The organism is Mesorhizobium sp. AD1-1 (genome assembly GCF_020164655.1).
Classification (GTDB): Bacteria; Pseudomonadota; Alphaproteobacteria; order Rhizobiales; family Rhizobiaceae; genus Mesorhizobium; species Mesorhizobium ciceri.
In genome coordinates this window covers 67,747-80,682 of sequence record NZ_JAIUGP010000001.1, presented here as the reverse complement: position 1 = coordinate 80,682, position 12,936 = coordinate 67,747, and the positions used below count along the sequence as shown (strand labels likewise).

The window sequence follows — 12,936 nt, the reverse complement described above, 5'->3', positions numbered from 1 at the left end:
CATGCATTAGCAACTCTTCGTCAGGACAGGAGCCGAAGCGATGAACTGGATCACCAATTACGTTCGCCCGAAGATCAATTCGATGCTCGGCCGGCGCACCGACATGCCCGAGAATCTCTGGATCAAGGATCCGGAGACCGGCGAGATGGTGTTCCACAAGGACCTGGAATCGAACCAGTTCGTCATTCCCTCGTCCGGCCATCACATGAAGATCTCGGCCAAGGAGCGGCTGAAATTCTTCTTCGATGGCGGCAAATACGAGACCCTGGACAACCCCAAGGTCATGCAGGATCCGCTGAAATTCCGCGACGAGAAGCGCTATGTCGACCGGTTGAAGGACGCCAAGGCCAAGACCGGCCTTGAGGACGCGATCATCAATGCGCTGGGCACCGTCGAGGGTCTGCCGGTTGTGGTCACGGTGCAGGACTTCGCCTTCATGGGCGGCTCGCTCGGCATGGCCGCCGGCGACGCCATCGTGCACGGCTTCGAAGTGGCCCTGCAGCGCAAGCGGCCGCTGATCCTGTTTGCTGCTTCCGGCGGCGCCCGCATGCAGGAAGGTATTTTGTCCCTGATGCAATTGCCGCGGACAACGGTCGGTGTCGACCGGCTGAAGGAAGCCGGCCTGCCCTACATCGTCGTTTTGACCAACCCGACCACGGGCGGCGTGACCGCCTCCTACGCCATGCTGGGCGACGTGCACATCGCCGAGCCCGGCGCGCTGATCGGCTTTGCCGGACCACGCGTCATCGAACAGACGATCCGCGAGAAACTGCCCGATGGCTTCCAGCGCTCCGAATATCTGATGGAGCACGGCATGGTCGACATGGTCGTATCCAGGCTGGAAATGCGTGAAACGATCGCGCGCCTGCTCAAGATGCTGCTCAAGCTGCCGGAAGAGCAAAAAACGCTGGAGCCGGAAATCCTGCCGCCGGCGGTGGTTGCCGCGGAAGCTCGGCCGCAAGCCTGAAGCGACACGAAGCGCCGCGACCGCGATTGCACGAGGGCTTCGGCGCGCTGTAGCCTTTGATTGCCATGGCCATCCGAAACCGATTCTGGTTTTCAGGCTCATGCGCTAGGATTCCACCATGACGACGCTTGCCGCCGACCGCGAAATCGAAGCCCTGATGGCGCTTCATCCGAAAGGCTTCGACCTTTCGCTCGACCGCATTTCGCGGCTGCTGGAGCGGCTTGACAATCCGCAGGACCGGCTGCCCCCGGTCATCCACATCGCCGGCACCAACGGCAAAGGTTCGTGCGCAGCCTTTTCACGCGCCCTGCTCGAGGCTGCGGACTACCGCGTCCATGTCCATACCTCGCCGCATCTGGTCAACTGGCATGAGCGTTACCGGCTGGCCGCCGATGGCGGCGGCAGGCTGGTCGAGGACAGGGTTTTCGCCGATGCCATTGCCCGTGCGGCCAGGGCCAATGAAGGCGAGAAGATCACCGTCTTCGAGATCCTCACCGCCGTCACCTTCCTGTTGTTTTCCGAACACCAGGCCGACGCCGCCATCATCGAGGTCGGGCTCGGCGGCCGCTTCGACGCGACCAATGTCATCAAGGAGCCGGCCGTGTCGGTGATCATGCCGGTGTCGCTCGACCATGAGGCCTATCTCGGCGACCGTGTCGAACTGATCGCAGCCGAAAAGGCCGGCATCATCAAGCCCGGCTGTCCGGTGGTCATCGGCGCGCAGGAAAGCGAGACGGCGCTGCAGGTGCTGATCGAAACCGCCGAGCGGCTTGAATGCCCCACCTTCGTCTACGGCCAGGACTTCCTTGCCTTCGAGGAAAACGGCCGCATGGTCTACCAGGACGAAGACGGCTTGATGGACCTGCCGCCGCCCAGGCTGCCCGGCCGCCACCAGTTCGCCAATGCGGCGGCGGCGATCGCCGCGGTCAAAGCGGCCGGTTTCGAGATCAGCCATCGCGCCGCCGAAAAGGCGATGGTCAATGTCGCCTGGCCCGGCCGCATGCAGAAGCTCGTGCAGGGCCGGCTGGCCGAACTGGCACCCAAGGGCGCCGATATCTGGCTCGACGGTGGCCACAATCCGGGCGCCGGCGTGGTGGTTGCCGAAGCGCTGGCTGAGCAGGAAGAGAAGAACCCGCGTCCGCTGTTCCTCATCTCGGGCATGATCAACACCAAGGACCAGAGCGGCTATTTCCGTGCCTTCAAAGGCCTCGCCCGGCATGTCTACACGGTGCCGGTGAGCCTCAGCGAGGCCGGCGTGCCGAACGACGAACTGGCGATCCGCGCAACGGAAGCCGGGCTGACCGCCGAGCCGGTGAGTTCCGTCGCTAGCGCGCTGATGCTGCTGCGCGACACCTGGGACGGCCCGTCGCCACGCATCCTGATCAGCGGTTCGTTGTATCTGACCGGAGCGGTGCTGGCCGAGAACGGCACCCCGCCGACCTGAAGCAGGCGACTATTCATGCCTTGGGTGGCTGCGGCGGCTGAGGCCGAACCTTGGCTTTCGACCTTCAGAAATCCCACGGTGAGATCAGATCAAGGCTGGTGGTGCCAAAGTCGCTGAGATTGCGCGTTGCCAGCCGGCCACCGTTCACGCGCGCTATCGCCGCAATCATGCCATCGGGGGCTGACATGCCGCGACCTTGGCGTGTCGCGGCCCCCATGATCTCGCCGTAAGCCAAGGCAGCATCTTCAGTCAGTCCAAAAATCCGGCCGGCAAATCGATGGCGCCACCGGGAAAGTCCCTGCTCCAGCCGATCGGCACGCTCATCAGGCCGTATTTTTTGGATGCCGAAGGCGATTTCAGCAATCGTCACTGTGGGAAGTGCCAGTTCAGCGTCATTGCGGACAAGCCATGCCAGGACAGCTTGGTCCGGCGCCTTCTTCAGACTCTCCGAAATCACGTTGGTATCGACGAAAATCAAAGCTCAAGTCCCGAATGAACCTGGCGGCCTTCGCGAATGATCTTTTCCAGATCGATGTCGGCGCCGTGGTTTGCAGTCAAGCTGGCATAGAAGGTGGAAGCAGGTTCACGGCCAGCTTCACGAATTTCGTAGGATTCGAGCGCACGTTCGACCACATCGGCTATCGAACGATTTTCACGACGAGCAAGTCTATGAGCCAGGTCGCGTGCTTTTGCGCTTCGGACTGAGAGTTGTGGTTCGGCCATTTCGAACTCCCTTTTAGAACGGATATAGGCCGATCCACTGCTGCCATCAAGGTGGCAGTTGATGGCGTGCCATCACGCGGTGGATTTCCAGCGCATTGATAGGCGACGTTACTTCAGCTCGATCTCGATAAAGGCGTATTCGCCTTCATTGGCGTTGATGACGTCGTGCTCTACGCCCTCCTTGCGGAAATAGGGCGCGCCCTTCTTCATCTCGGCGAAGGATTCGCCGTCCTTGGTCAACAGCTTCACCTTGCCGTCCATCAGCGGCACGACGACGTAGTCGTGGCCGTGGCGATGCCAGCCGGTGTTCTCGCCCGGCGCGAAGCGGTATTCGGTGACGATGACACGCTCGTTGTCGATGAAGACGGTGGCCTTGGCGGATCCGGTCATGGAGTTCTCCTGTCTGGCTCAAGCAGATGACATGGAGTGCCCGGATGCGAGAGCCAGAGCCACGCACCGATGACGCCAACAAAAAGCCCGGCGCGAGGCCGGGCTTGATATCAGGAATTTCAGATGGGTCAGGCGAGGTTGCCATTGATCCAGTGCGACAGCGCGGTCTTCGGCGCGGCACCGACCTTCATGTCGGCCATTTCGCCGCCCTTGAAGATCATCAGCGTCGGGATCGAGCGCACGCCAAACTGGGCGGCAAGCTCCGGATTCTCGTCGATGTTGAGCTTGGCGATCTTGACCTTGGCGCCAAGTTCGGTGGCGATATCTTCGAGCGCCGGCGCAATCATCTTGCAGGGACCGCACCATTCCGCCCAGAAATCGACGACGACCGGTACGTTGGCGTCAAGCACGTCAGCCTGGAAGTTGCTCTTGTCGACCTTCACGGTTGCCATATGGAAAAATCCTTTTGAAAGTTTTTGTCCCACCAAATGTGGTGGTGATCGCGCCCTTCTTCAAGCAGGTGTTGTGTCACGCTCCCGTGAGTCGAGCAAGGGCGTCGTCCATGGCGCTGGCAGGCAGTTCGATCAGCCGCGGCGCCTCGGTGAACAGCAAGGCCGCCTTGACCGTGCGGCCGGGATAGAGCGGCTGCAACAGCGCGCGGTAGAGCGCCAACTGCAGGACATAGGCCGGCGGCACCTCGGCCAGAGTGGCGGGCGCCGGCCGGTTGGTCTTGTAGTCGACAATCGATACCGTGTCCGGCGTTACCGCCAGCCGGTCGATCTTGCCGGAAATCGAGCGCTTCTTGCCCTTGACCTCCAGGCTGCCCATGATCGCAACCTCGGCACGCGACGATGGCGCAAACAGCTGACCGAAGCCGGGATCGGCAAGGATCGATGTGACCGACGCCAGGGCCTTTTCACGCTCTGATGGCGGCCAGTCCGCACCGGTTCGCAAGAGATAGCGTTCTGCCGCTCCCGCACGTTCGGGCTCGGCAATACCGGGCAGCATCTGCAGCAGTTTGTGGAGGGCGAGCCCACGCAGCACGGCAAAGCCGGGCTCGGCGTCGGCGTCGAGCACCGGCGACGCCTTGTCGACAACGGCTTGCTTGCCTTCGTCGATCAGCGCCGAGGCGCCCGATGGCGACAACGGACGCGGCAGATCCTCGAAGGGCAGCAAGGGCCGGAACAGCGTCGCCGGCAAAGGCGCGAAAGCGTCGGCCTGCCGTACCTGCTCGGCGGAACTTGGCGCGACGGGGGGCAGCTTGGTGACATGGAAACGGTGCACCGGCTCGCCGCCGGCGGGATGCGCACGCTGCTCGCTCTCCGGCGCACCGATCAGCGCGCGGCTGACGATCGAGTGCCAGGTGCCGGCGTTCGGCGCCCGCTTGCCATGATAGCCGCAGACGATCAGCCGGTCCTCGGCACGGGTCATGCCGACATAGAGCAGGCGACGGTATTCGTCGTCGGCGAGTTCCCGTGCCCTTGAGGCCGCTGCTTTCGAAAAACCGTTGGCGACGTCGCTGGCCGAGCGCCAGAGATAGCCCTTGCCGTCCCAGTTCGCGCCGGAGCCATCGAAGGGCATCAGGCGCGGCAAATGCTGGTCGCTGAACGGCGCGGAACCGCCATCGACCAGGAACACGACGGGCGCTTCCAAGCCCTTGGCGGCGTGCACGGTCATGACCCGGACCTCGTCGCGGGTCTGGTCCATCTCGCGCTTGATCTCGGGACCGGCGTTTTCCAACGTCGACAGGAAGGCTTCCAGCCCCGGCAGGCCGGTTCGCTCCTCGGCGAGGCAGAAGCTCAGGAACTCGTCGAGAATATCGCCGGCTTCGGGCCCGAGCCGCGCGATCATCTTGCGGCGCACGCCATCGCGCGCCAGCAGGGCGGCATAGAATTCGAACACCGGCTTAAACGCGGCTTCGTTCGTCCAGATGTCGACCTGGGCGACGATCTTCGCCAGTCTCTCGCTTTCGCCGGCGTGCTGTCGCAGCGATGCGATCAATGACAGGCCGGCCGGCCTCTGCGCGGCGAGCGTGAAAAGCGCCTCTTCCGGCAGATCGAAGATCGGGCTGCGCAACACGGCGGCAAGCGACAAATCGTCCTGCGGCTGGATGAGGAGGTGACCGAGCGCGATCAGGTCCTTGACCGCGATGTGCCCGGGCAGGCTCAGCCGGTCGGCGCCGGCAACCGGAATGTCGCGGCGTTTGAGTGCGCGGGTCAGGGCATGGACGAAGCGATCGCGCTTGCGCACCAGCACCAGCACATCGCCCGGCCGCAGCCGCTTGCCGCGGCCTTCGATGATTTCGCCACTGCCGATCCAGCCGGCGATGGTGACGGCGACGTTCTCGGCCACGCGCACCGCCGGCGCGTGGGCATGGTCGATGGCTTGCGTCCAGTCGTCGGGCTCATCGACAACATCGGCGCCGACCGACGGCCACACCTCGACATAGCCCGGCGCGTCGGTGCGGATCGCCTGGTGGCGAAGCGGATCGGGATCATGACTGATGCCGCGCCGCACGGCTGGATCGGCGAAGACGCGGTCGACCGCGGTCAGAACATCGTCGGTCGAGCGGAACGACCAGGTCAGCTTGAGGTCGGCGAAGGACGCCTCGGCGTCACGCACTCGTCCGGCAAACAACAGCCGGCTGTCGGCGAAGGAGTCCGGGGCCGCACCCTGGAATGAATAGATCGACTGCTTTTCGTCGCCGACGGCGAACACCGTGCGATGGACCCTGTCGCGTGCGCCAAAGCCGGCAAAGAATTCCTCCGCCAGCCGTTTCACCACTTCCCATTGGTCCGGACTGGTGTCCTGCGCCTCGTCGAGCAGGATGTGGTCGATGCCCTGGTCGAGCTTGTACTGCACCCAGGGGCCGGCGTCCGGCCGCGCCAGCAGGTTGACGGTGCGGGTGATCAGGTCGTTGAAATCGAGGAAGCCGCGGCTGCGCTTCAGCATTTCGTAGCGGGCGATCAGCCAGTCGGCGATGGTCAGCGCGGCAGCCGTGCCTTCAAGCATCCGGAACAGGGCCAGCCGATCGGTGGTTTCGACGATGGCGTTGGCGGCCGAGAGATAACGCTCCGCCAGATCCGGCAACCGGTCGACCAGGGCCCTCTTGAAGGCCTTTGCCGGGTCGTAAGCGTCGCCATCGGTCTTGAGGAAGGCTCGCGCGAGCAGTTGCAGGCGGCGAATGGGATCGCCCTCGGCAAAGGCCTGCCGCGCATAGGGCAGGATGTTGTTCAGTACCGATCTGGCGTCGGTGGCCTCGGCGGCGTGGGCGAAGCCGGCAAAATAGTCGGGCAGGAAGCCCGGCAACGGCCATACCGAAGCGGCTATGCCCTCGGCTGTCTGGCCTGGATGGAAATGGAATTCGTCGAACAGGGCCTGGAAGTGCGTGCCATCGCGCCCGACCGCGTCGATGAAATGGCGCAAGCCGTCGCGCTTGCGCACAATCTCACCCAGCAAGGCGTCGAGCCCGGCTTCGCCGCCCCGATCGAGAATGGAGGCAAAAGCCTCGGCCAGATCCCTGTCACCGGCGGACGTGCCCGAAATCATCTCGCGGCGCGCCGCGGCAAACAGCGATGCCTCCATCTGGCCGTCGAGCATCTCGAAATGGGCCGGGATGTTGGCCTCCAGCGGGAACTGGTGCAGCACCGATTCGCAGAAGGCGTGAATGGTCTGGATCTTCAGCCCGCCGGGCGTTTCCAGCGCCTCGGCGAACAGGCGCCGCGCCCGGCGCATGGTCTCGAGATCGGGCCGGCGCCCCTCCAGCGCCTCGACCTTTGCCGCCAGATCCACGTCACCAAGCGTCGTCCACTCCGACAGTGTCGAAAAGACCCGGTTCGACATGTTGGCGGCGGCGGCGCGCGTATAGGTCAGGCACAGGATCTTCGACGGATCGGTGCCGCGCAGCAGCAGCCGGATGACGCGCTGCGCCAGCACATGGGTCTTGCCGGAGCCGGCATTGGCCGACACCCAGGCGGAATTGCCGGGGTCGGCGGCGCGGGCCTGGCTGGTCGCGGTGTCGCTGGGAATGGGATAGGCCTTCTTCATGCCTCCCCTCCCTCGTCGCCGGCATCGCCGCCTGCCGACCATTCGAGCACGCGGGCAAGATGGTCGTAGTCGCCATCCGTCTCGCCTTCGCGGAACGGCAGCGCGCGCGACAGATACCCGGTCGCAGGGTCCGCATAGTGGATCAGCAGCTTTTCCAGCCGTGCCCAGGCCTCTTCGGCAAGATCGGTCGCGGTTCGCGGCTGGCGGTTGTGTTCGAGGATGGATTCCTCGAACACCTCGCCATTCGGCTTCAGCCTGATGAAAGCCAGTTGAGAGGGCTCACGCACGCCCAAATCCTTGAAGGCGCCGCGCCTGAGCAGCGCGCCCTCGAGCGCCAGTTGCGGCGCAAGCAGTGTGTGCGCCTGCGCCTTGGACGGCGAGGAGCCGGTCTTGTAGTCCAGTATGTCGGCCATGCCGCCGGCCAGAAGGTCGACGCGGTCGGCGTAGCCGGACAGCGTCACGCCGGACTGGCCGACAACGGTCTTTCCGGCGCGCTCCTCGGCATGGCGCCTTGTCACAGCATCAGCGCGCGTGCGCTCCCACTCGATGATGTTGGCGGCGAGTTTCTCGAAGCGCGGCCACCACACCGCCTCGACGTCGGCCGGAAGGGCGGCTTCGGCAAAGCAGGCGCGGCCGGCGGCGATGAGGCCGGCAAGCGCATCGGGAGCGCGCGGATCGGCGACGCTGCCTGAGAACAGGTGCAGGATGGCGTGAAACAGCGTGCCGCGCTCGGCCGCACCAGGGTCGCGAATAACCGGATCGAGCGGCATCAGGCCGAGGATGCGTCTTGCATAGACGGCGTAGGGGTCACGGCGCAGGGTCTCGATCTCGGTGACCGAGAAATGCGTCGGGCGCACCGACAGCGGCGGCTTCGGCTGCGGCCGTGGCGCGAAATCCTGCCTTGGGCCGGCATCCAGCGCGCGCGCCCAGGCGAGCAGCTCGTCGCCACGCCGGCGCAGCTCCGCTGCCTGGTCGCTGCCGATGAAGGTCAGCAGCCGCTGAAGCCAGCGCGACGGCACGGCGGGTGCATCGCCGGCACGTGCCGAGCGGGACAGCACCACCTTCCCGGCGCCCATGGCCATCTGGAAATCATGCGCGGCAAGGCCGATACGCCGCTCGGGCGGTTCGAGGTCGATGCCGGTCTTCATCAGCCGCGACATGAAGCGGTCGCTCTCTGGCTTGCGCGGCCATACGCCCTCGTTGAGCCCGCCGATGACCAGCGTGTCGACCGTCTGCAACCGGGCTTCCAGCGCGCCCCAGATGGCGATGTTCCGGTCGGTGCCTTGTGCCGGCTTGACCGTTTCAGGCGCGATCAGCGCCGCCATGATGTCGGGCCACTCGGTCGCCGCGAAGGACAGCGAAGCCGAAGCCGCGACCAGCCCGCGCAGCAGTTCGGCAAGCTTCTCGCCGGCGTCACCGGCATAGAGTTCGCCAAGGCCGCCGTCGGCGATGCGGCCGAGATTTTCGAGTGTCACGACACTGGCCCTGACAAGCGCGGCAAGGTCGGCGTCATCCCGGCCTCGGAAGGCTGCGAGCGGCGCCAGCGCCTGCTTGAGACGTTCGAGCAAATTCCGCGCAGTTTCGATAGAGCGCACGGTCAGCCGGGAAAACCAGAAGGGCTGCCGGCTGCCGCCGCCCAAGCCGGTGAGGCGGGCTTCGAACAGTTCCGGTAGCGAAACGATGTCGGGGCGGCCTGTGCCGCCGCGCAACGCCACCAGTTCGATCAGCTCCGCCGCGTGGCGCACATCGGCCCGTTCGAGGCCGAGGCCGAGCAGCGGATGCTTGAGCAGCGACAGCAGGCCAACCGGATCGCCTGGCCGGAACAGTGCCTCGAGCGCCAGCCTGAGCAGGCTGGCCGCCGGAGTGTTGGCGAGCGGTGTGCCACCGGAATCGTCGGCAACGACGCCGAAGCGCTGGAGCTCGATCGAGACGCGCCGCGCCAGCGCGCGGTCGCCGGTGACGAGAGCCGCCCTTTGGCCGGGCTGTTCGACCGCGCGCTTGAGCGCGACGGCGATGGCGACGGCCTCATCACGTTCGCTGGCGGCTTCGAGCAAGGTCACCTCGGCGAAGGCGCCGGCAATGTCGGACGCCGGGAAACCGGCACGTGTCTCGGCCCAGAGTTCGGTGGTTTCGGCCGGCCGCAGCGCTTCGCCGACAAGGGCAGCGCGAAGCGCACGTCGCGGTTCGGCCACGCCAATCTCCTCGACGTCGCCGCGCAATACGCCGATCTTGCCGATCAGCCTGGCCAAGCCATATTGCGGGTGGCCGAGTACGGCTGGACGCGCGCCAGGCGCGGCAATCGCCTGGAACGACGCTTCGTCCAGCGTCCGGTCGAGACCCGGCAGCACGATGGCGCCGCCGGGCAGGCGCGCGATCGCGGCAAGCAATTCGGCCGTCGCTGGTATCGAGCCGGTCGAGCCTGCGGCGATGACCGGGCCGGCGGGCGGATTGCGCTGCAGCCGCGCCGCCTCGGCGCGGATCAGCGCGCTGCGATGCGCGGCCGGATTGGAGCGGTCGCTTTCCGCGAGGAATTTCGGCCAGGCTTCGGTGACGATGCCGAGGAATTCGAGCGTCACCTGCCACCATCCGGCAAGATTGCCGGTCACCAGATCGGTGAGCTTGGCCCAGTCGGTGCCTTCCGTCTCGATCTCGTCCATCAGCCGGGCGAGATCGCGCGCCAGCCAGATCGCGTCGGCGGTGGAAGCCGGGATGACGATCTCCTCGGCGAAAAGGGCGGCGACATGCGCCGGCAGCCGGCGTTTCCAGGCGCGCACCAGCGGCGTCAGCAGCAACAGGCGTTCGGTTGCCGAAATCGGCGGCGCCAGATCGATGGCCGCCGCTGCCTCGGTCTCGAACGCAGCCTCATCCTCGTCGAATTCGCCGAGTGGCCGGATGACCGGCAGGATCGCCGAGCCGCCGCCGCCGCGTGCCGCCAGGCTGTCGACGAAGACACCCCGCAAGGCACGCGCGGCACGGCGTGTCGGCACATAGATGGTGGCATCGGCCAAAGCGAGCGGGTCGCCGTCGAATCGAAACCCCGGAACAAGACGGCCGGCAAGCAGCGCCTCGGCAAGCGTCGGCAGAAACGGCGCTCCGGGCGGGATCGAGAAAACGCGGCTGGAGCCGCTCATTGCGACTCGATGAGCGCACCGGCGACCGCCGCTTCCGCGAGCGGTACGGCATCGGGCGTGCCGACGGTGATCCAGTGGCCATGCATGGGCATGCCGAACAGGCGCCCTGCGGCGATGGCGGAATCGAAATAGGCGTTGAGCGAGTGCGGCCCGGCCGGTGCGCCCTTGAACAGGCGCGGATCGACGATCGCCGCGCCGGCATAGATCAGCCCCGCCGGATCCCCCTTTGAACGCCGCAAGCCGCCATCCGGCGCCACCAGGAAATCGGTGCTGCCGCAGTGTCCGGTCGCCTGTTGGAGATCCGCCAGCATCAGCAGAATATCCATTTTCGCCGCGTCCCATGCAAGGGCGAGGCGCTGGAGATTGAGAGGACCGTCATCGATCCAGAAGGTGTCGGCATTGAGGATGTAGAAGGGTCGCTCGCCCAGTTCCGGCAGCGCCTTGACGATGCCGCCGGCGGAATCGAGCAGTTGTTCGCTCTCATCGGAAATGACGATTTTTGGCGCGCGGCGCGCGGCGACATGGGCGAGGATCTGTTCGGGAAAATAGTGGACGTTGACCACGGCCTTCGCGACACCGGCGGCAGCCAGGCTGTCGAGGCTCCAGTCGAGCAACGTCTTGCCGGCAATCCTGACCAGCGGCTTGGGAATGGTGTCGGTAATCGGCCGCATGCGTTTGCCAAGGCCGGCGGCAAGTACGATGGCGGTGTCCGGTCCTGCTGTCACAGCGCTCGCTCCTCCAGCAAACCGTGGGCGTCGTAGAACTCGCGCAGGCTTGCCAGCGCCGGATGAGACAAGGCCCGGCGCAGATAATCGCGAATGCGCGGCAGGTGTTTTAGATAATAGGGCTTGCCGTCGCGCTTTTCGAGGCGGACGAAGATGCCGAGGATCTTGGAATTTCGTTGCGCCGCCATGATGGCGTAGGATTCCAGGAAGCTTGCCTCGTCGAAAGCACCGGCTGCGTGGCGCGCCGCGACATAGGCATCCAGCGTCTTTCTCTCGATCTCGGGCGACATCGTAACACGCGCGTCCATGGCCAGCGAGGCGACGTCATAGGCGGACGGGCCGATCAGCGCATCCTGGAAATCGACGATGCCCAGCCGATCATGCCCTGAACGGTCGCCGCGCCAGATGATGTTGGGCGAATGGAAGTCGCGCAGCATCAGCGTATATTCGCGGCCGTGCAGCCGGTCGAGGAGCGCGCCCCATTGCTTGTGGTAGCCGGCGCGCAAGGCACCGCTTGCCGGGCTGCCCGTTATTGCCGGCACGTACCAGTCGACCAGCAGATCGGCCTCGATCATCATGGCCTCGCGGTCGAAAGGCGGGACATCGTGGAAGCCGCCATGCCCTGTTTCCAGGCGCTGCGGCCAGGTCCTGCCATGCATCATGGCCAGCAGCTCGGCCGCCGCCGCGCAGCGCTCGGGCAGCGGCTGGCCATCGCTGCCGAGGAACCCTTCCGAGCCAAGATGCTCGAGTAGCAGGAATCCCTGCTCCTGGTCCTCGGCATGGATTTCCGGAACGCTGACGCCGCCTGCCCTTAAGGCGCGGTCGATGGCGACGAAAGCGGAAACCGACTGGGCGGTGTGGGCGATCTCGGCATAGGGCTTGCCGTCGCGGACCGGCGGGCCGAGCACCAGCCGTGGCGAGTTCATCAGCACTTGCGGCTTTTGGCCCGGCAGCGAAACGATCTCGTAAGAGCGGGCAGAAGCATCGCCAATGAAATGGCGGCGCTGCGCTTGCGCCCAGCCGGCGCTCACGAGAAAGTCGCGCATGGCCAGCGACCTTGCGGCCCGATCGAAGGCAGGTCCCTGCCCCGACAATCGTGCCAGCCGGCCGTTGCCATGCTGGACGAGCTCGATCAGGACCGTGGTTTTCGGCAGATGGGCTTCCGCCCGCTCCGGCCATTCGACCAAAGCAGCACCTTGCGCCAAGGCTTCGTCGAAACCAAGCTCATCGATCTCGTCGGCCGAGGACAGGCGGTAGAGATCGAAATGATGCACCGGAATGCGGGTGTCGTAGCTCTGCACCAGCGTGAAGGTCGGGCTCGGAACGTCGAGGCCGGCATCGTCGGCCAAGGTCCTGATCAAGGCCCGCGCCAGCGTCGACTTGCCGGCGCCCAGATCGCCCTTCAGGGCAAGCACGTCGCCTGGGCGCAGCGACAGCGCCAGATCTTCGCCCAGCCGCGCTGTCTGGGTCTCGTCGGCGAGTAATCGCTCCAGCACCAGTCCGGTCATC

Annotated in this window: 10 protein-coding genes; 2 read left to right on the top strand and 8 right to left on the bottom strand. The window is 65.5% G+C overall.

Annotation, left to right across the window (positions count from 1 at the left end; translation table 11 throughout):
* Positions 1 to 40: 40 nt before the first annotated feature.
* Positions 41 to 967, top strand: coding sequence for an acetyl-CoA carboxylase, carboxyltransferase subunit beta (gene accD / locus LB519_RS00395; RefSeq protein WP_013528321.1), 927 nt, complete (start codon positions 41 to 43; stop codon positions 965 to 967).
* A gap of 118 nt (positions 968 to 1,085) precedes the next feature.
* Positions 1,086 to 2,411, top strand: coding sequence for a bifunctional folylpolyglutamate synthase/dihydrofolate synthase (locus LB519_RS00390; RefSeq protein ID WP_024501984.1), 1,326 nt, complete (start codon positions 1,086 to 1,088; stop codon positions 2,409 to 2,411).
* Positions 2,412 to 2,475: 64 nt separating this feature from the next.
* On the opposite strand, the gene LB519_RS00385 is transcribed toward LB519_RS00390, so the two are convergent.
* From LB519_RS00385 to LB519_RS00350, 8 genes are all read right to left on the bottom strand, one after another.
* On the bottom strand, positions 2,476 to 2,889 hold the full coding sequence (locus LB519_RS00385; RefSeq protein WP_013528323.1) for a type II toxin-antitoxin system VapC family toxin: 414 nt from the start codon (positions 2,887 to 2,889) through the stop codon (positions 2,476 to 2,478).
* A complete protein-coding gene (locus LB519_RS00380; RefSeq protein WP_013528324.1) occupies positions 2,886 to 3,134 on the bottom strand; it encodes a type II toxin-antitoxin system VapB family antitoxin in 249 nt (82 codons plus the stop codon). Before LB519_RS00380 ends, LB519_RS00385 begins: the two co-directional genes overlap by 4 nt.
* A 108-nt stretch (positions 3,135 to 3,242) precedes the next feature.
* Positions 3,243 to 3,524, bottom strand: a complete 282-nt coding sequence (locus tag LB519_RS00375; protein ID WP_013528325.1) for a cupin domain-containing protein — start codon at positions 3,522 to 3,524, stop codon at positions 3,243 to 3,245.
* Between the two features lie 128 nt (positions 3,525 to 3,652).
* Complete coding sequence (gene trxA, locus LB519_RS00370; RefSeq protein WP_013528326.1) at positions 3,653 to 3,976, bottom strand: thioredoxin; 324 nt, start codon at positions 3,974 to 3,976, stop codon at positions 3,653 to 3,655.
* 76 nt (positions 3,977 to 4,052) lie between these two features.
* Positions 4,053 to 7,571: a double-strand break repair helicase AddA gene (addA, locus tag LB519_RS00365; protein ID WP_224618284.1), complete on the bottom strand. Its 3,519-nt coding sequence runs from the start codon at positions 7,569 to 7,571 to the stop codon at positions 4,053 to 4,055.
* Complete coding sequence (addB, locus tag LB519_RS00360; protein WP_013528328.1) at positions 7,568 to 10,702, bottom strand: double-strand break repair protein AddB; 3,135 nt, start codon at positions 10,700 to 10,702, stop codon at positions 7,568 to 7,570. The genes addA and addB overlap by 4 nt, the downstream gene beginning before the upstream one ends.
* Positions 10,699 to 11,427 (bottom strand): nucleotidyltransferase family protein, encoded by a 729-nt coding sequence (locus tag LB519_RS00355; protein ID WP_013528329.1) that lies wholly within the window; start codon positions 11,425 to 11,427, stop codon positions 10,699 to 10,701. Before LB519_RS00355 ends, addB begins: the two co-directional genes overlap by 4 nt.
* Positions 11,424 to 12,935, bottom strand: a complete 1,512-nt coding sequence (locus LB519_RS00350) for a bifunctional tRNA (adenosine(37)-N6)-threonylcarbamoyltransferase complex ATPase subunit type 1 TsaE/phosphotransferase (protein WP_013528330.1) — start codon at positions 12,933 to 12,935, stop codon at positions 11,424 to 11,426. Before LB519_RS00350 ends, LB519_RS00355 begins: the two co-directional genes overlap by 4 nt.
* Position 12,936 lies beyond the last annotated feature (1 nt).

Excerpts from the sequence above, each read along its gene's own strand:
- accD (WP_013528321.1), top strand. The coding sequence starts at position 41 with ATGAACTGGATCACCAATTACGTTCGCCCGAAGATCAATTCGATGCTC.
- trxA (WP_013528326.1), bottom strand. The coding sequence starts at position 3,976 with ATGGCAACCGTGAAGGTCGACAAGAGCAACTTCCAGGCTGACGTGCTT.
- LB519_RS00375 (WP_013528325.1), bottom strand. The coding sequence starts at position 3,524 with ATGACCGGATCCGCCAAGGCCACCGTCTTCATCGACAACGAGCGTGTC.
- LB519_RS00380 (WP_013528324.1), bottom strand. The coding sequence starts at position 3,134 with ATGGCCGAACCACAACTCTCAGTCCGAAGCGCAAAAGCACGCGACCTG.
- addA (WP_224618284.1), bottom strand. The coding sequence starts at position 7,571 with ATGAAGAAGGCCTATCCCATTCCCAGCGACACCGCGACCAGCCAGGCC.
- LB519_RS00390 (WP_024501984.1), top strand. The coding sequence starts at position 1,086 with ATGACGACGCTTGCCGCCGACCGCGAAATCGAAGCCCTGATGGCGCTT.
- LB519_RS00350 (WP_013528330.1), bottom strand. The coding sequence starts at position 12,935 with ATGACCGGACTGGTGCTGGAGCGATTACTCGCCGACGAGACCCAGACA.
- addB (WP_013528328.1), bottom strand. The coding sequence starts at position 10,702 with ATGAGCGGCTCCAGCCGCGTTTTCTCGATCCCGCCCGGAGCGCCGTTT.